This window comes from Bacillota bacterium (assembly GCA_012727955.1).
In the GTDB taxonomy this organism is placed as follows: domain Bacteria; phylum Bacillota; class Limnochordia; order DTU087; family JAAYGB01; genus JAAYGB01.
In genome coordinates, this window is the sequence record JAAYGB010000023.1 from 89894 (window position 1) to 107197 (window position 17304).

Below are 17304 nucleotides of genomic sequence, written 5' to 3' on the forward strand. Positions count from 1 at the left end.
ACTGTAGGAGCCAAGTAAGTAGTTGGAGGTCAAGGACTTCCAGGAGAGTGGTGACAGTGATGACCTATGTGGTTCGATATGGTGACACTTTGACTTTAATCGCCCGCCGCTTTGGGTTGACGGTCCAGGACTTGGTGAGGGTCAATCCCGGAATCCATCTCCACCAACTTCAGGTGGGACAGGTGATTCAACTCCCTACGGGAAGGGTTCATGGGAGGACTTCCCCATCCCTTCGGCCCGCGCAGCAGCAGTACACTGTCCAGCCGGGGGATACCATGTGGAGTATTGCTCAACGCTTCGGCGTTGATCTGGGAGAGCTAATTAGGGCAAATCCCCAGTTAGATCCCACCAATCTGCAGGTAGGTCAGGTGGTGAATATTCCCCAGACGCCGACACCGGCGCCGGCCCAAGGAATTGTTCGCACCGATATTCCCTACGATTACGATGTGATGCAGGAGGATCTCCAAAGGCTAAGACAGCAATATCCTTTTCTTCAGGTTTCTTCCATTGGCTCTTCGGTGTTGGGTCGGGACCTTACCATGATTAGATTGGGCCAAGGCCCGAGAGAGTACCATTACAACGGTTCCCATCATGCCAGGGAATGGATTACCACTCCTTTGCTGATGAAGTTTATTGAAGAGTATGCCCGGGCTTATCAAAGTGGAGGGTCCTTGGCGGGTCACAACGTACGGGAACTTTACAACGCTGCCAGCATTTATATTGTTCCGATGGTGAATCCCGATGGGGTAGACATCGTGATCAACGGAGTAGGACCGGATAATCCCTTCCGTTCCCAGCTAATCCAATGGAACGGCGGATCGACTAACTTTACTATGTGGAAAGCCAATATCAGGGGCGTTGACCTCAATCGGCAGTACCAGGCCAACTGGGAGTTAGCCAGACAACAGGGACCTCCAGGCCCGGCTCCGGAAGATTACGCGGGACCTGCTCCGGAGTCAGAGCCGGAGTCCAGGGCCATCGCCAATCTCACTAGGTCCCATGATTTCCGACTGGTGCTGGCCTATCATACCCGTGGAGAGGTGATCTATTGGAACTATCTGGGGTTGGCACCGCCGGAATCCAGGCAGATAGTGCAGCAATTTCAGCGGTTGTCGGGCTATACCCCTTTAGATGAACCGGGAGAGTACAGCAGCAATGCCGGTTACAAGGATTGGTTCATCCTGGCCTATCGGCGACCGGGATTCACCATTGAAGTTGCTCGAGGGGAGAATCCTTCGCCCCTTTGGCAACTGCCGGAGATCTGGAACGACAATGTGGGGATCTTGATGTACGCGGCAACGGTGTAAGGGTGTAAGCTTAGTGGGTACAGGAGACTGCCTTTGCTGGCAAAGTCGACTGTACCCTTATTTCGGCGGTAATAACTGATTTTAGCGGCAGGGGACTGTGTCCTTTTCTCGAAACTCTTCTTATTTGGGGCTAGAGGAGAGAGACAATGATTCAAGACTATTTGCGCGCTACCTTCTTGATTTTCATGGCTGAAATGGGCGACAAGACCCAGATCCTGGCGATGACCTTTGCCACTCGATTTGCTGTGGGGCAAGTACTCCTGGGCGTTGGCATCGGTTCCCTGCTCAATCACGGTTTGGCGGTATTGTTAGGAACCCTGTTGGCTACAGTGATTCCCCTGACGATGCTGCGCCTGGTTGCTGCCATCTCCTTCCTGGGATTTGGCCTTTGGACCTTGACTGCTTCCGCTGACGATGAGTAAGAGGAAGCTCGCAAAGGGTTGAGTCCTTTGTGGACGGTGGCCTTGGCCTTTTTTGTTGGGGAGTTAGGGGACAAGACCCAGCTGACGGCGATTACCCTAGCCACCGCGTCCACTTATCCTATTTTCACCCTGCTGGGGACCGTTAGTGGGATGGTGTTAACCAGCAGTGTCGGGATTTTTATCGGTACTAAACTAGGGGACAGGATTCCCGATCTGGCGATTAAATTGGCTTCCTCGGCCGTGTTCACTGTTTTTGGGTTGGTGGCTCTGTATGACGTTGTCCCAGGGGAATACCTCTCACTGCCGACGGTGGCAGTTGCGCTGAGTATCATTCTGGGTGCAAACATCTTGTTGATGCGGCGGACCATAAGGCAGCATCGGCTCCAAGGCATTAGTCCCCTCCGCCAGGCGGCCCGGGAAATCAAGGCCAGGGCCGAATTAGTGCGGGGGGCCGTATCTGAGGTCTGCTTGGGCTCAAAGGCTTGCGGTGGTTGTGAAAGTACTGACTGCCTGATTGGCTATGCCAAAGCCGCGCTAGATGCCGTTGCCAGTGATGGAGCCAGGGGTTTTGCCGGTGACCTGCCGTTGCCTAAGGATTTCGATAAGCCCTTCGAGCGCAAGAAGGTGGGACAAGCTCTGCAAATTGCGGCCATGGAGTGCTTCAATTGTCGAGGAAACCATTTGCCCAGTTGTGCCTTTCATCGGGCGCGACAGGCTCTAGAGCTGATCTACTTTGGTGAGATCCTGCCCTTTGATGGCAACCAAGCTAAGTATTTGGCCCTATTGCGAAAAAAGGATCGCCCTTTGGCTGAGGCTCTGGAACAAAGGGTGTCGGCTTAAGAAAAGTTGCCGTTGGCTTGTGGCTGGCGGCAGCTTTTTTGTTTCCGGGTTTTTCCAAGGCTTGTCCCGGGTAAAGATACGGTGTCGTTACTGCAAGGCTGCGGCCTAGCCCGTGGAGGTAGATCGGAAGGTAGAGATAAGGACTGAAAGCGTCAGGATAGAGGTCAGTTTACGGAAGAGTAACAAAACCTTACCACTCTGGAAAAACATATCCGATAAATTCACTTGGAATTTGATCTAGATCAAAGATTTCACCTCGAACCTTCTGATATGCTAGCAATGCGAATGATAGAACAACATACGGAGGTAGGTAAGAGGATGAGCATGTTTTGTTTTCAGTGCCAAGAAGCGGCTAAAGGTACCGGTTGTACCGTACGGGGAGTCTGTGGTAAGACCAGCGATGTAGCGAATTTGCAGGATCTTCTCATTTTCACCCTGAAGGGTATTTCCTTTTACTCCACTAAGGCTCGGGAGTTGGGAGTAGATCTGGGCAAGGTCGACAGGTTCATTATTGAGAGCCTCTTTGCAACGATTACCAATGCCAACTTCGATCGGACCTATTTTGTCAAACAGGTGCGCGAGGCCTTGCAGCTGCGAGACGAAGTTAAAGCCGCAGTGGTTAAGGCTGGCGGTTCGTTGCCGGAGAAGCTACCCGAGGCAGCCACTTGGACCGCAGAATCCGTTGAAGACTTCGAAGCTAAGGGAGCCCAGGTGGGTATCCTGGCCACGGAAAACGAGGATGTTCGTTCCTTGCGCGAGCTAATTACCTACGGCCTCAAGGGAATGGCTGCTTATGCAGAGCACGCTTTGGTCCTAGGTTACAGCAATGATGAACTGGCAGCCTTTATGCAACGGGCTTTGGCAGCAACCCTGGATCATTCCCTCAACGTTGACGATTTGATCGCCTTGACTATGGAAACCGGTAAGCATGGCGTCGATGTGATGGCATTACTGGATGAAGCCAATACATCTACCTATGGCAATCCGGAGGTTACCAAGGTCAATATTGGTGTGCGCGACAACCCTGGCATTTTGATCAGCGGACATGACTTGAAGGATCTGGAGGAGCTTCTGGAGCAGACCGAGGGTACCGGTGTTGACGTGTATACCCATGGTGAGATGCTTCCTGCTAACTACTATCCGGCATTTAAGAAGTACTCCCATTTCGTCGGTAACTACGGTAACGCCTGGTGGAAGCAAACGGAAGAGTTTGAGAAGTTTAATGGTCCCATCTTGATGACCACCAACTGCCTGGTTCCGCCCAAGGACTCTTACAAGGATCGGGTTTACACCACCGGTGTTGTTGGTTTTGACGGTTTGAAGCATATCGGACCACGGCCGGAAGGCGGTAAGAAGGACTTCTCTGAGATCATTGAGCACGCTAAGAAGTGCGCCCCGCCAACAGAACTGGAAACCGGGGAGATCGTCGGTGGATTTGCTCACAATACCGTGATCAGTTTGGCTGACAAGGTGGTTGAGGCAGTTAAGTCCGGCGCAATTAAGCGCTTCTTCGTGATGGCTGGTTGTGACGGCCGAATGAAGAGTAGAGAATACTACAGCCAGTTTGCCGAAACGCTGCCCCAGGATACTGTGATTTTGACTGCCGGATGTGCTAAGTATCGGTATAATAAGCTGGATCTCGGGGACATCGGCGGTATTCCTCGGGTACTTGATGCTGGTCAATGTAATGACTCCTACTCCTTGGCAGTCATCGCCTTGAAGCTGAAGGAAGTCTTTGAGCTAGAGGATATTAACGAGCTTCCAATTTCCTACAACATCGCCAGGTATGAGCAGAAGGCCGTCATCGTATTGCTGGCTCTGCTGTATTTGGGAGTGAAGAACATCCATCTTGGCCCGACCCTACCGGCCTTCCTGTCGCCAAACGTAGCCAAGGTCTTGGTGGAGAACTTCGGTATCGGTGGGATCACCAACGTCGAAGACGACTTGAAGATGTTTATGGCTTCCTAATCAGTAACTGCAAATATCTGAATCGACACGGTAGCGGGACATTCCCGTTGCCGTGTTTTGCTATTGACCAGAGCTTGGCGATAACGGTGCTTTACCGAGGAAAGTCTAGGTATCTGAATCGGAGCAATAGGAAGCGACCTGACTTAGCATTAAGTCAGGTCGCCCAAGGAATTAGGTGAAGGTATATCTCAGGATACAGTGGCTATCTTTTAACGGGATGTCCGAGAATTTAAGGTTAGAGCTCCAATGCAGAAACAGTAGCGAGGATCACGCCCTTAATCACGCCGTCTCCCGCGGGGAGTCTAGTCCAATCCTTGTTTTTGTTTACCGTTGCTTCTACCCAAAATTCTACTTCATGTCTACCGGGGTTAGAGAACACAAAGGGTTCAATTGGGGCGTAACCACCAAAGGCATTTCCGTTATCGGTGATGATATTAGGTGAAATCAACCAATCATCTTTGTCTCCGTCCCATCCCCAGAGATCCTTCTCATATACCCCTTCTGGTAACTCCCACTTGTTGTGATCGAAACCCAGTTCCACCTTGACAGGCATATTGGCAGCCACCTTGATCTTGTGCGGGTTATCGTTGCCGTTTCGGTCAGCTACACCTGGCTTACTAATGGTGAGCTCGAGGCTTTCGGGCGCGGTAACTTCGGAATAGGGCAGAATATTGATCACCAATTCCGTCTCCGCAGAAGAGCCTCCAGATGCAAAGGCCAGACTTGAAAGGACTAACACCATCGCCAAAGCTAACATCAGTTTTTTCACTCAAATACCTGCTTGGTTTTTCGATCTCAGACATACAATAGCTTGGCCCAGTCAAAATGGGCTAAAATCCGAGGCAGAGTTTTATCAAATTTAGCTGATTATATTGCTATAAGTACCTTTTGGCCCTAGTAGTTGTGAGCATATTTTTAGCACTAATGGGTAGGGTTTTGGAATCTTTAGACTGTGGTCGCACGTAACTGCCATAGACTGTAGAAGGAAAAGACCCCACACGCCGTAAGGCGGTGGGGTCTGAGCAATTGTCCTGACCAATTATTCCAGATCAATGTGATCCCTAAAGGGATCCGCAGTTGCTGGGTTATATTTCATCAATTGCCCGAGCTTGCGCCCGGCAAAGGGCAAGAGAATCAGCTGAGCTCCAAAGAGTCCCAAGGGGGCATCCATGGCCAGCAGCAAGATGAAGTGTTCGATGGCACCGTATCCAAGGGCGCCGCCGATAATGCCCAGGATGATGAATAGGACTCTGAGTACATACCAGGCGGGCTTTGGCATGCGATAGCGGTATTTACGAAACCAGCGATCAATATTGTAAGCTCCCCAAAATCCCGTGACCCCTAGATAACCAAAGATAACGGTAACAGCTATGATTGACAAAGCATCGGTGCCGGTGGGAATACTGAGGATCAGCCCTAGGGCTAATCCGAATAAGCCAAAACCCGTTGCCAGGCGGCCCGTGGACAATAGGTATTCATTGGGATCAAACATTCCGTAGGCTCCCATGCCTCGTCTAGTTAGTCTCTTAAGTCTCTTAAACACAAAAAACCCCCCTAGTTTGATCGGTGGGACGACATGATTGCTTCTTCTTTGACTATAGGTGCTTTTTAGGGTCTGTGTCAAGACAGGAGCAGTCCCACAGATGTTGGGATAAATCGATTTTGCCGTTGGGCAGGAAGGAAACCCCTTCCTCGGCTAAAATCGCCCGCTGAATCGCCGTGCCTCCAAAGACAAATCCCGGGGCTAGGCCCCCATCCTGGCGGACAACCCGATGGCAGGGAAGATTTTGCTCCTGGGGAGCGGCTCGCATCGCCCAGCCCACGGCTCGAGCGCTGCGGGGATTGCCTAACAAAGCGGCAATTTGGCCATAGGTAGCCACCTGCCCCGGGGGAATTTGTGCCACCAATCGATATACTTTTTGGAAGAACCTCATCGGATCACCTGCTCATTCATCGTAACGTCCCCAATGCGTCAAACTAAGGACAATGGGTAATGCTCTGAGGTGATTGTAACAAAAGTTGGGAAATCAGCCAAATTTGTTCTACTGGAAAAGACTGCAGGTGGTTTTGTGGGTGGAGGCAGGATTTTGTTGGGAAAGAACCCAATATTGCTTTGAACAAGGTAATTTGATGGGAGTAATTAGTGACGCCAGGAAGGCTTTGGGAAGGGTGTCTAACATGCAGCGAGCAGTTTTCATGGATAGAGATGGGACAATCACGAAGGAAGTGGGCTATGTCAATCATCCCAGTCGTCTGGAGTTGCTGCCCAACAGTGCCGAGGCGATTAGGCTGCTGAATCAGCATGGGCTTTTGGCCATCGTGGCTACCAACCAAGCCGGAGTAGCTCGGGGATATTTTCCTGAGGAACGCATCCACCAGACTCATCAGCGGTTGGAGGATTTGCTCGCGGCAGAGGGCGCTAAACTCGATGCTATCTATTACTGTCCTCACCATCCTCGGGTAGGGGAAGGAAGCTACCGGCAGGAATGCCAATGCCGAAAGCCCAATCCCGGGATGCTGCTTCAGGCTCAAGAGGAATTGGATGTGGACTTATCTCGTTCCTATATGATTGGAGACAAGATCACTGATGTCGAGGTAGCCCATCGGGTGGGAGCCAAGGGAATTTTCGTATTAACGGGGTATGGCTTGGGCAGCTATGAATACGAACGGGACAGCTGGACGGTGAAGCCAGATTACATCTGTGACGATCTCTTGGCTGCGGTGCAGTGGATTCTTCAAGACAGCGAGGAAGGAGGACAAGCGTGATCTCACCTCAAATCTTGCAGAATCTGAAGCAGGCCAAAGTGATGGTAATCGGAGATATGATCGCAGACCAGTTTGTCAGCGGGATTCCCACTCGCATTTCCCGGGAGGCACCGGTGTTGATCTTGGAGCACGAAGAGACGAAGATTCTCGCCGGAGGTGCGGCCAACACCATTGCTAATCTAGTGGATATGGGAGTTAAGGCCTATGCAGTGGGGGTAGTGGGCAACGATGCCACCGGTAAAGGACTGCGCAGCCTCTTGGAGGACAAGGGTGTCTGTACCGAAGGCCTGATCGTCCATCCCGAACGCCCCACCATCACCAAGACCAGGGTCTGGGCTGGGGAGCCGGGATCCATCAAGCAGCAGGTGGTTAGGATTGACCAGGGGATCAAGACAGAGATTGAGCCAGGGATCGCAGAGCAACTCTTGGTCTACGTACGGGAGACCATCGGTGAGATCGACGCGGTGTTGTTTTCCGATTATGGCTATGGGCTGTTCCCGGCGACGTTAGCCAAAGCCTTGGTGGATGAGGCAAATCGCCGGGGAATCGTTTCAGCCGCGGATTCTCGATATGATCTGCCGAGGTTTTCCGGGGCGACGGTGGCTACTCCCAACAAACCGGAGAGTGAAGCCCTCACCGGCAGAAGGTTAGTCACGGACCGGGACGCGGAGATGATAGCCCAAAGCCTGCAGCGGCAACTGCAGTTACAGGCAGCGGTGGTCACTCGGGGAGAGGATGGTATGACCATTGCCCAGTCCGACGATCTGGTCTACCACATTCCTGCCTTCAATCGCAGTGAAGTCTATGATGTGACAGGAGCGGGCGACACTGTGATCGCGGGCTTGACCGCGGGGTTGGCCGCTGGAGCTTCCATCCGGGAGGCGGCGCTGTTGGCAAACATCGCGGCCAGTATCGTGATTCGCCGGATCGGCACCGTCACCGTCAAATTCGATGAATTGCAGAGGGCAGTGGAAGAATACAATCGCAGTCAATCCAAGGATCCTGTGATCACCAGCTAGGGAAGGTAGGGAGAAAAGTGGGAGTAGTCAGCACATCTGAGCTGCGGGAAATTGTGGCGCAGCTGCGAGAAAAGGGAGAACGCATCGTCTTTACCAACGGCCGGTTCGATTTGGTTCACGTCGGTCATGTCCGTTATCTACAGCGGGCCAAAAGCTTTGGCACTGTATTAATAGTGGGAATTAACTCCGATGCCGCGGTCAGGAAAATCTCGGATCCGGGGCGTCCCATCAATCCGGCGGAGTATCGGATGGAAGTGATTGCTGCCCTTAAGCCGGTGGATTATGTGGTGGAGTTTGATGAACCAACGGCTAACTCACTGCTGGAGTTAATCCGCCCCGACGTCTATGTCAAGGGTGGGGACTATCGCAGCAAGCCTCTACCAGAAGCGGAAACGGCTCGCCGGGTGGGGGCTAGGCTGGAGCTGGTGGATCTAGAGGCAGGACAGTCAACCACCGGGATCATCGAGCGCATTGTCAGTAGGTATGGCCGGTAGCAGGACCCATTGCCACAGGAACCAAGCCGCCGGGAAAGGGGACTAGACTTGAGGAACATTGATCTATTGCGCTTTATCCGCCCGTACAAGACTCGGTTGGTAGCTGGGATTGGGGCAACAATTTCTCATTCTTTAGTTACTGTTTTTTTCTTTAAGCTCTTCAAGGACTTCTTGGATACGATGATTGACAGTATCGCTACCTCCCGACATTCCTTGAGACCGTTGACCCTAATCTCGCTGACCTTGGTGGGGATGTTTCTCTTCAAGGGCATTGCCTACTATGGACAACGATACTTAACCACCTATGTGGCGCAGCGAACGATGAAGGATCTGCGGGAAGCTTTGTACCGGCACCTACAGTCGATGTCCATGGAGTTTTTCGACAAGAACAAAGTGGGGCAGATCATGTCCCGAACAGTCAACGATGTCGCCATCTTGGAAGGCGCCATCGTCTCCGGGGCCATTAATGTGTTTTATAACTTGATTACCCTGGTGGTGGGAATGGGGTATTTGTTGTACCTCAATCCGAAGTTGACGGTGTTAATTCTGGCAGTCTTTCCCAGCATTGTTTATGTCTATCGCAAGTACAGTCGCCGGATTCGGGGGATGAGTCGGCGGATCCAGGAAAGCGTTGCCGACATTAACGATGTTCTCCACGAAGGGCTGGTGGGAATTCGGATCGTCAAGTCCTTTGTTAGAGAGGACTATGAGTTCAATCGCTTTGTACGGGAAAACGAGGCCAACTTTGCCGCTCATCGGAAGAACGCCCAGTTGACCGCCACTTTGTCTCCCATGGTGGAGCTGTTGGCTTCACTGGGTTTCACTCTGGTGTTGTGGTTTGGAGGGTATGAGGTAATCCGGGGCACCATGACCCCGGGGGAGTTGATCGCCTTCTTCACTCTGGCCCTGATGATTATCAATCCCCTTAAGGCTCTCAGCGGCTTGTCCCATACGGTGCAAAATGCCTTGGCGGCCGCAGATCGCATAGTCGATTTACTCAATCAAAGGCCGGCCATCACTGAGATTGCCAATCCCAAGGAGCTGCCATCGGATACCCCAGGCAGGGTTGAACTAAGAAATGTCAGCTTTGGCTACCATCCTGGGGAATTGGTGCTTCGAGATATCAACCTGGAGATCGAGCCCGGTGAAACCGTGGCCTTAGTGGGCCCCAGTGGAGCCGGCAAGTCGACTCTAGCAGATCTTATTCCCCGGTTCTATGAAGTTACCTCTGGCGAAATCTTAGTTGATGGGCATGACATCAAAACCTTGAGTCTTGCCTCCCTAAGGCAGGCCATCGCCGTTGTGCCCCAGGAAACGGTGCTCTTTGCCGGTTCTATTTACGATAATATTCTCTATGGAAATCTCGGGGCTGATCGGGAGGAAGTAGTCGCCGCCGCCCAGGCCGCCAATGCCCATGGTTTTATCAGCGCCTTGGAGCATGGGTATGACACCATCATCGGCGAGAAGGGTGTGGGTCTGTCAGGGGGGCAGCGTCAGCGCATCGCCATTGCCCGAGCGCTCTTGAAAAACCCCCGCATCTTAATTCTCGATGAGGCGACCTCCGCCCTGGACACCCAATCCGAGGCTTTGGTCCAGGAGGCTCTGGAAAATCTAATGCGGGATCGCACCACCTTGGTGATTGCCCATCGATTATCTACCATTGTGGAAGCTGACAAGATCGTTGTGCTTGACCGGGGGCAAATCGTAGAGGTGGGGACCCATCAGGAGCTGCTGGCCAAAGGGGGATTCTATCACCGACTCTATGAGGGCCAGTGGCAAGAGCAGTAGGTTGTTAATATCTCTTGGGTGGAATGGAGTATGGGCGAAGGACTGCAGCAGTACTTAATAGATTTAGTTTCAAATCCGACTCCAAAGAAGCCGGCCGAGAGGATGACACTGGCCGGCTTGACGGGACTATCCTGGGTGTATCAGTCGGTGATTTCCCTGCGGGATCTGGCCTACCGGCAGCGGTGGGTGACTTCTACCCGCTTGCCTTGCCTTGTGGTCAGCGTGGGCAACATTACTGCAGGGGGAACGGGAAAAACTCCAGTGGTGCAGTACCTGGCCCGTTTCTGGCATGCCATGGGATACCGCATTTGCATTCTTACCCGGGGGTACCAGGCTACGGAGAAGCTACCGGAGGACGGGGTGATCGTCTCCGATTACCAATCGGTACGGCAGGAGGTAGCCGGCGCCGGGGACGAGGCGATGCTTTTAGCCAAAAGCCTGCCGGGAGTTGCGGTCATTTCCGGTAAGAAACGAGCCTTGACCGGGGCCAAGGCCATTGACACCCTGGCTCCCGATATTATAATTCTCGATGATGGGTTTCAGCACCGGCAGGTGGAGCGGGATGTTGACATTGTGGTGATAGACGGGACAAGTCCCTTTGGAAATGGACGAGTCCTGCCCCGGGGATGGCTGCGGGAACCGGTATCTGCCCTGTCCCGGGCCGATAGTATCATCATCACTCGCACCGACCAGATCGACCAAGTTCAGCTTCGGCAGCTGGAGTCGCAGCTGGCTGATTTGGCGCCCCAGGCACCGATCTTTGCCAGTGTCCATCGGCCCAAGGCCCTTCTTAAGTTAGCGGAGACCGGAATAGATAGAGGAAATCCCTTGCCGGTAGATTCCTTAGCGGGCCGATCCGTTGTCGCTGCCTGTGGAATCGGCAATCCTGCGGCCTTCGCTCAGACCTTGAACTCCGTGGGAGCCGAGGTGATTAGGCGTCTGGATTTTCCCGATCATCACAGTTATACCCGGCAAGACATTGCCAAGATGGCCGACGCCGCTCAGAGTTGTCAGGCGGCAGGGGTAGTGGTGACGGAAAAGGATGCCGTTAAGTTTACGCCGGAGATTGCAGCGGAGATTGCCCGGTCCGGCGTTGATTTTTGGGTATTAACTATTGGGCTGGAGCCCGTGGACCCGGGGAAGTTTTCCCGCTATTTAAGAGGCATAGCCCCTTAAGCTGATTCCTTTGGAAGGGAATCAGCTGGAGGAGAAGATGAGGTGTGGAAGATGAAAATAACCGGTATTATTCCGGCTCGATACAGCTCAACTCGGTTTCCTGGAAAGCCCCTGGCGGAGTTAGCGGGCAAGCCGATGATTCAGCACGTATATGAACGGGCTGCCAGTGCCACTACGCTCAGCGAAGTGATAGTGGCCACCGATGATGCCAGAATCATGGCTGCCGTGGAGAAGTTTGGGGGACGGGCAGTGATGACCTCTCCGGAGCATCCCACGGGTACCGATCGGTTAGCAGAAGTGGCGGCCAATCTTGACAGTGACTTGATTGTGAATATTCAGGGCGATGAACCACTGTTAGCCTCTGAGGCCATCGATGCGGCGGTGCAGCCGTTGATGGCCGATCCTGATCTGCCCATGGGAACCTTGAAGCATCGGATTGAAGATCCCAGTGAAGTTACCAATCCCAACGTTGTTAAAGTGGTTACCGATCAGAAGGGTCTGGCCTTGTATTTTTCCCGAGCTCCGATTCCCTACAATCGGGATAGCGATGGTTCCCCGGTGTATTATAAACACATTGGGTTGTATGTGTACCGCCGGGAATTTCTCTTGACCTTTGCTCGGTTGGCACCGACTCCTTTGGAAACCTCGGAAAAGCTGGAGCAATTGCGGGCCTTGGAGAATGGATACAAGATTATGGTGGTGGAAACCACCCACCAGTCCATCGGTGTCGATACCGTAGAGGATTTAGAGCGAGTAAGACAAATTCTAGCGACTGCCCAATGAAATCGAGAAAGGGATCCGTACAGGGAGGTACTACGATGGTTAAAGAAGTAGTCGTTAACGATGCCGTCAAGATCGGTGGTAATCGTCCCTTTGTCCTAATCGCCGGCCCTTGTGTCATCGAGGACAAGGATCAGGTCGAAACCACTGCTCAACGGATTCAGGAGATTGCTGGCCGGGTAGGGGTACCCTACGTCTTTAAAGCTTCCTTTGACAAAGCCAATCGCTCTTCTCTGCAGGGTTTTCGGGGCCCAGGTCTGGAGGAAGGATTACGCATCTTGCAGGGGATCAAAGAGAAATTCTCCCTCCCCGTGTTGACGGATATTCACACCGAAGAGCAGGCCAAGGTCGCCGGAGAAGTGGTGGACATTATCCAAATTCCCGCCTTTTTGTGTCGGCAAACGGATTTGCTTCTCGCCGCGGGCAGGACCCAGGCGGTGGTTAATGTCAAGAAGGGGCAGTTTCTGGCTCCTTGGGATATCGATAATGTCGTGGAGAAGATTGTCCAGGGTACTGGAAATGAAAGGATTCTCCTTACGGAACGGGGAGTGACCTTTGGCTACAATAACCTGGTGGTGGACATGACGGCTTTGCCTCGGATGAGAGCTACCGGATACCCTGTGGTCTTTGATGCCACCCATAGTGTTCAACTCCCGGGAGGGGCCGGTACTTCCTCCGCGGGCCGAAGGGAATTTGTGCCGACTCTGGCCAGGGCTGCCGCCGCGGTGGGTATCGATGCCCTGTTCTTGGAGGTCCATGAGTGTCCGGATAAGGCCAAGAGTGACGGACCCAACATGGTTCCCTTAGATCAGCTAGAGGATCTGCTGCGTCAGGTAAAGGAAATCGATACCCTAGTTAAGTCGTGGTAAGACTTGGACAAAGGATGACTAGAAGATGGCAACGCGACAAACAACCATTGACAAAGAGGTAATTCTTTCGGAAGCTAGAAGAGTCCTGAAGATGGAGGGAGAGGCAATTCTTTCCCTGCAGTCAAGAATTGGGGAGGAATTCTTGACTGTTGTCCAGTTGATTCTCAATTGTCCCGGGCGTTTGGTGGTAACGGGAATCGGCAAGACGGGGCACATTGCCAACAAACTGGCCGCAACCTTTGCCAGTACTGGAACTCCGTCTTTTTTCCTCCATCCCGCGGAAGGTGTCCACGGGGACCTGGGGATGGTCACCGGTGATGACATAGTCTTGATGCTGTCTAACAGCGGAGAGACCAGTGAGGTCTTGGCGCTGCTTCCCAGCATTCGGCGAATTGGAGCGACGGTGGTGGCGATGACGGGTAATCGCCATTCCACCCTGGCTGAGTTGGCGGATTACATTCTTGAATGTCGGGTGGAGCGGGAGGCCTGTCCCTTGGGGTTGGCACCGACTTCAAGTTCCACGGCCACCTTGGCCTACGGCGATGCCTTGGCTATGGCCCTGTTGCGGGCCAGGGATTTTCGTCCCGAGGACTTCGCGGTTTATCACCCTGGGGGAAGTCTTGGGCGGCGTTTGCTGCTGCGGATCCGGGATGTGATGCAGGTCCGGTCGGCTAATCCCATTGTGTCCCAGGATATTACAGTTCAGCAGGCCCTTTTTGCGATGACCTCCAGTCGAATGGGTGCGGTCAGTGTGGTGGATGAAGACGGGATCTTGCTGGGGATTATCACCGATGGCGACATTCGTCGAGGATTGGAAGCTGCTACTGATAACATCCTCAACAATCCCGCAACATCGGTGATGACCAGTAATCCCATCACCATTACCGAGGATGAGCTGGCAACCACAGCAGTGAGGATTATGGAAGATAAGGAGATTACCCATCTACCGGTAATCGATGGCCAAGGCCGTCCCACCGGCATGGTTAATATTCAAGACTTACTGAAGGCTGGGGTGATCTAGATTAAGTACGCAAAAGCCCGTCAAATCAAGATGGTTGTATCCGATGTCGATGGAGTACTCACCGATGGGCGGATTATTCTTGGTAACGATGGAGAAGAGCTGAAATGCTTCCATCCCCGGGATGGCCTTGGGATTCGTTTGGCCCAAAGGGCAGGGATCGTCTTTGCGATTATTACCGGTCGGGAGTCGCAGATAGTCACCATCAGAGCTAGGGAGTTGGGGATCGAGGAGGTTCATCAGGGCATTGATGATAAGTGGGCGGTGATGGCACAGCTGTTGGAGAAGTATCAGCTGGAGCCCAGTCAAGTGGCCTATATCGGAGACGACCTTAATGATCTGGCGATTATCCGTCGGGTGGGGCTGGGAGCTACAGTGGCCGATGGGGTGGCGGAGGTCAAGAGGTATGCCGATGTAGTTACCAAAGCGAAGGGCGGGGAAGGTGCCGTTCGGGAACTGATCGAGTTGATACTGAAGTCTCAGCATCGCTGGAAGGACCTTCTTCGCAGCATGATATGAGGAATTTACTATGAACAAGTGGATGAATCTGTTTCTCTGGATCAGGGCCAATGTCTTTGTGCATTTACCCTACGGGCTTGTGCTCAAGGTGGGCAAAGTTCTGGGTTGGCTCTTGTACCATGGTCTAAAGAGTCGACGCCAAGTAGCTGAAAGTAACATCAAAAAGGCTTTGCAGCTTGGTTCCGATGAGGCGAGGAAACTGGCCCGCAGCTGTTTTACTCACCTGGGCCTTACCACAGCAGAAATCCTGCTGATTCCCAGGGTCACTAAGAAATTTGTCCATCGGCATGTTGAAATCGAGGGCATCGAGCATTTAGAACAGGCTCTGGCAGAGGGAAAGGGAGTAGTGGTCTTCACCGGTCATTTTGGCAATTGGGAGCTGATGGGGGCAGTCGTGGCTAGCTTGGGCTATCCTGTGGATGCAGTAGCCCGCAAGCAGAATAGTTCGGGGGCAGACGAGTTCATGGCTGAAGTTCGACGCCAATACGGCCTTCGGATTCACGAGCGTGGTTTTTCCCTGCGAGCAGCCTTTCGGGCCTTGAAGCAGGGACGGATGTTGGCCCTGTTGGCGGACCAGGATGCCAGAGGCAGGGGATGGTTTGTCGACTTTTTCAATCAGCCTTCGTCGACCTTTTCTGGACCGGTGCAGCTGGCCCAGCGCTTGGGAGCTCCGATCGTGCCCGCCTTTTTCGTTCGCACTGGTCGTCCCGGTTACAGACTGGTATTTTGTCCACCGCGACAGGTTGCGCCCGATGCTTCGATTGAGGAGATGCAGAACCAGCTGCAAGAGTTGACTACAACCCTAGAGGATACTATTCGCCAGTATCCAGAGCAGTGGTTCTGGATCCATCGCCGGTGGAAGACAAAGCCGCTCTCCGCAGAGGAATCGAGGGAAACATAGAAGGAGTTTTCTCTAGTACTTGCCTTGTGCAGTGATGTAGAAAGGTAGGAATCTTATGCAACAACGGACCCTTGATATTTTGGATAAGGTTTTGTATGGACTGATCATTGCTTTGTTTGTTGTAATTCCTTTTTCAGAAGCCGGTATTAACATCTTTGCAGGACTGATTCTGATTGTTCTTGTTGCGACTTTTGTCATCACCCGTAGTGTCAGGGGCCTCGATCGGGGTATCTGGCAACCTATCCTGGCCCTATTGATTGCAGGACTTCTCTCGCTGTTCTTTGCAGCTGACAAAGGAAGGGGTCTGCACAAATTTCTTAGCCCCTTGGTTAAGTATGTGACGGTGTTTGTGGCTGTAGCATTGACGGCACGGACCGACTCACGGCGGCGATGGCTGACTGCAATCATGCTGGTTACTGGTCTTATCTCAGCCGGATACGGAATTTATCAGTATGGCTGGCTCTCGATCCGACGAGTGTATTCGTTTTCCTATAATCCCAATGTTGTTGCAGGATATTTTGCTGTACTCACAGCACTGAGTGTGGGATTACTGACCGGTGTCAAGAGTCGGTTGTGGCAGTTCGTTTTCTCTTGTACCACGTTGCTAGGGCTTGGTGCAACTGTGGTAACTTTTTCTCGGGGTGCTATTATCGGATTAGTGGCATCTGGATTTGTCCTGTTCACGATGCTTATGAGCAAAGCCAAGAACAAGAAAGCGGTGCTAGTAGTTAGCTTAATCATTTGTGTTGTACTGGTTGCACTCACCCCCGACATGTTATTTCAGCGTTTCCGGCAGATCGCTGATCTCGAAAACAGTTCCAATCGGCAACGAATTCTACTGTGGCAAACAGCCTGGGATATGTTTCTCGATAGCCCAATAGTGGGTCAAGGGCCTGGGGGATTTTCTGCTCAATATGAGAAGTTTCGCTTGCCTGGTGCCGGAGATTTCGTGAGTGCCCACAGTGTATTCCTTCAGGTTCTTGCGGAATTGGGCTTGCTGGGTTTTGGTGCTTGTCTTTGGTTAGGCGTATTGATATGTAGGGTGATCTATGCGCAGCTTAGCACGTCAGATCAGGACTTAGAATTCGGGATTTCTCTAGGTACCCTACTCGCTGCTGTAACTGTCCTGATTCATGGGCTGGTTGATACCGCCTTCTTACGTACTTTAGTGGGAACGTCCATGTGTTGCCTAGCTGGACTAGCATATTCCATCGGTTTGCATCACAAAGACGAGAGTAGCGAAACAGTGAGTCCATAGCGTAAGTCACGGGTCGAATTCTCCTTTCACTGCTACACACCGTTGGATCAGAGGAGGAAGTGTGGGTATTGGGACCTGTTTCTGCGTCCTGTCATTGACTTTCTGAAGTTCTATGTACTGAAGGGTGGCGTGTTTGACGGGATTCCAGGATTGGTCTTTGCTGGGGTCCATGCCCATTA

18 protein-coding genes are annotated in these 17304 nt (G+C 52.5%); 15 read left to right on the plus strand and 3 right to left on the minus strand.

Going from position 1 to position 17304, the window contains the following annotated elements:
- The first annotated feature begins 59 nt into the window (after positions 1 to 59).
- The 4 genes from GX030_05170 to hcp all read left to right on the plus strand — a co-directional run bounded on the left by GX030_05170 (position 60) and on the right by hcp (position 4537).
- Positions 60 to 1307: a LysM peptidoglycan-binding domain-containing protein gene (locus GX030_05170; protein ID NLV91772.1), complete on the plus strand. Its 1248-nt coding sequence runs from the start codon at positions 60 to 62 to the stop codon at positions 1305 to 1307.
- Positions 1308 to 1453: 146 nt separating this feature from the next.
- Positions 1454 to 1729, plus strand: coding sequence for a TMEM165/GDT1 family protein (locus GX030_05175; protein ID NLV91773.1), 276 nt, complete (start codon positions 1454 to 1456; stop codon positions 1727 to 1729).
- Between the two features lie 18 nt (positions 1730 to 1747).
- Positions 1748 to 2569: a TMEM165/GDT1 family protein gene (locus tag GX030_05180; protein NLV91774.1), complete on the plus strand. Its 822-nt coding sequence runs from the start codon at positions 1748 to 1750 to the stop codon at positions 2567 to 2569.
- A gap of 318 nt (positions 2570 to 2887) precedes the next feature.
- The gene (gene hcp, locus GX030_05185) at positions 2888 to 4537 is read left to right on the plus strand and encodes a hydroxylamine reductase (GenBank protein NLV91775.1); all 1650 of its coding nucleotides are present in this window, start codon (positions 2888 to 2890) and stop codon (positions 4535 to 4537) included.
- A 235-nt stretch (positions 4538 to 4772) separates the two neighbouring features.
- Here the strand turns inward: hcp and GX030_05190 are convergent, their stop codons facing one another.
- The 3 genes from GX030_05190 to GX030_05200 form a co-directional block, all read right to left on the minus strand.
- Positions 4773 to 5306 carry a hypothetical protein gene (locus GX030_05190; GenBank protein ID NLV91776.1) on the minus strand — a complete coding sequence of 178 codons (534 nt, stop codon included), beginning with the start codon at positions 5304 to 5306 and terminating at the stop codon, positions 4773 to 4775.
- A gap of 270 nt (positions 5307 to 5576) precedes the next feature.
- The gene (locus GX030_05195; GenBank protein NLV91777.1) at positions 5577 to 6080 is read right to left on the minus strand and encodes a hypothetical protein; all 504 of its coding nucleotides are present in this window, start codon (positions 6078 to 6080) and stop codon (positions 5577 to 5579) included.
- 52 nt (positions 6081 to 6132) lie between these two features.
- On the minus strand, positions 6133 to 6471 hold the full coding sequence (locus GX030_05200) for an MGMT family protein (GenBank protein NLV91778.1): 339 nt from the start codon (positions 6469 to 6471) through the stop codon (positions 6133 to 6135).
- Positions 6472 to 6715: 244 nt separating this feature from the next.
- On the opposite strand from GX030_05200, the gene GX030_05205 reads away from it, so the two are divergent.
- From GX030_05205 to GX030_05255, 11 genes are read left to right on the plus strand one after another with little or no spacing between them, the layout of a single operon-like run.
- Complete coding sequence (locus GX030_05205; GenBank protein NLV91779.1) at positions 6716 to 7303, plus strand: HAD family hydrolase; 588 nt, start codon at positions 6716 to 6718, stop codon at positions 7301 to 7303.
- Positions 7300 to 8322 (plus strand): carbohydrate kinase, encoded by a 1023-nt coding sequence (locus GX030_05210; protein NLV91780.1) that lies wholly within the window; start codon positions 7300 to 7302, stop codon positions 8320 to 8322. Before GX030_05205 ends, GX030_05210 begins: the two co-directional genes overlap by 4 nt.
- Positions 8323 to 8339: 17 nt before the next feature.
- Positions 8340 to 8816, plus strand: a complete 477-nt coding sequence (locus GX030_05215) for an adenylyltransferase/cytidyltransferase family protein (GenBank protein NLV91781.1) — start codon at positions 8340 to 8342, stop codon at positions 8814 to 8816.
- A 48-nt stretch (positions 8817 to 8864) separates the two neighbouring features.
- Positions 8865 to 10604, plus strand: a complete 1740-nt coding sequence (locus tag GX030_05220; GenBank protein NLV91782.1) for an ABC transporter ATP-binding protein — start codon at positions 8865 to 8867, stop codon at positions 10602 to 10604.
- Between the two features lie 30 nt (positions 10605 to 10634).
- Positions 10635 to 11780, plus strand: a complete 1146-nt coding sequence (gene lpxK / locus GX030_05225; GenBank protein ID NLV91783.1) for a tetraacyldisaccharide 4'-kinase — start codon at positions 10635 to 10637, stop codon at positions 11778 to 11780.
- A 51-nt stretch (positions 11781 to 11831) separates the two neighbouring features.
- Positions 11832 to 12563 (plus strand): 3-deoxy-manno-octulosonate cytidylyltransferase, encoded by a 732-nt coding sequence (kdsB, locus tag GX030_05230; protein NLV91784.1) that lies wholly within the window; start codon positions 11832 to 11834, stop codon positions 12561 to 12563.
- A gap of 35 nt (positions 12564 to 12598) precedes the next feature.
- Complete coding sequence (gene kdsA, locus GX030_05235; protein ID NLV91785.1) at positions 12599 to 13429, plus strand: 3-deoxy-8-phosphooctulonate synthase; 831 nt, start codon at positions 12599 to 12601, stop codon at positions 13427 to 13429.
- 25 nt (positions 13430 to 13454) lie between these two features.
- Positions 13455 to 14450 (plus strand): KpsF/GutQ family sugar-phosphate isomerase, encoded by a 996-nt coding sequence (locus tag GX030_05240; GenBank protein NLV91786.1) that lies wholly within the window; start codon positions 13455 to 13457, stop codon positions 14448 to 14450.
- Positions 14451 to 14480: 30 nt separating this feature from the next.
- Positions 14481 to 14966 carry an HAD hydrolase family protein gene (locus GX030_05245; protein NLV91787.1) on the plus strand — a complete coding sequence of 162 codons (486 nt, stop codon included), beginning with the start codon at positions 14481 to 14483 and terminating at the stop codon, positions 14964 to 14966.
- Positions 14967 to 14976: 10 nt separating this feature from the next.
- Entirely contained in the window at positions 14977 to 15867 is an 891-nt protein-coding gene (locus tag GX030_05250) for a lysophospholipid acyltransferase family protein (protein NLV91788.1), read from the plus strand.
- A 55-nt stretch (positions 15868 to 15922) separates the two neighbouring features.
- A complete protein-coding gene (locus GX030_05255) occupies positions 15923 to 17125 on the plus strand; it encodes a hypothetical protein (GenBank protein ID NLV91789.1) in 1203 nt (400 codons plus the stop codon).
- The last annotated feature ends 179 nt before the right edge of the window (positions 17126 to 17304 follow it).